Here is a 236-nt window from a genome sequence, read left to right as displayed (position 1 = left end):
CGCCAACCGAACCCGGGACCAGCTGAAAGGAATGACACGACGATGGACACCCCTCACTTCCGCGGATTGATCGCCGCCCCGTTCACGCCCTTCACGCCCGATGGCGGCTTGAACCACCACGCGATCGAGGTGCAGGCCCGCTCGCTCGTGGACCACGGCTGCATCGGGGCGTTCGTCTGCGGGACCACCGGCGAGGGCTCGTCGCTGACGATCGGCGAGCGGATGCAGGTCGCCTC

1 protein-coding gene is annotated in these 236 nt (G+C 68.2%); it reads left to right on the top strand.

The annotated features are described in order from the left end of the window. Positions 1-42 precede the first annotated feature (42 nt). Positions 43-236, top strand: a 194-nt coding sequence (locus tag R0J87_RS24650) for a dihydrodipicolinate synthase family protein (protein ID WP_498889667.1), incomplete at its 3' end; no start/stop codon positions are given.

The organism is Halomonas sp. SIMBA_159, assembly GCF_046536035.1.
Taxonomy (GTDB): Bacteria; Pseudomonadota; Gammaproteobacteria; order Pseudomonadales; family Halomonadaceae; genus Vreelandella; species Vreelandella venusta_A.
The sequence above is the reverse complement of the archived record's forward strand: the minus strand, read 5'-3'. Positions and strand labels throughout refer to the sequence as shown.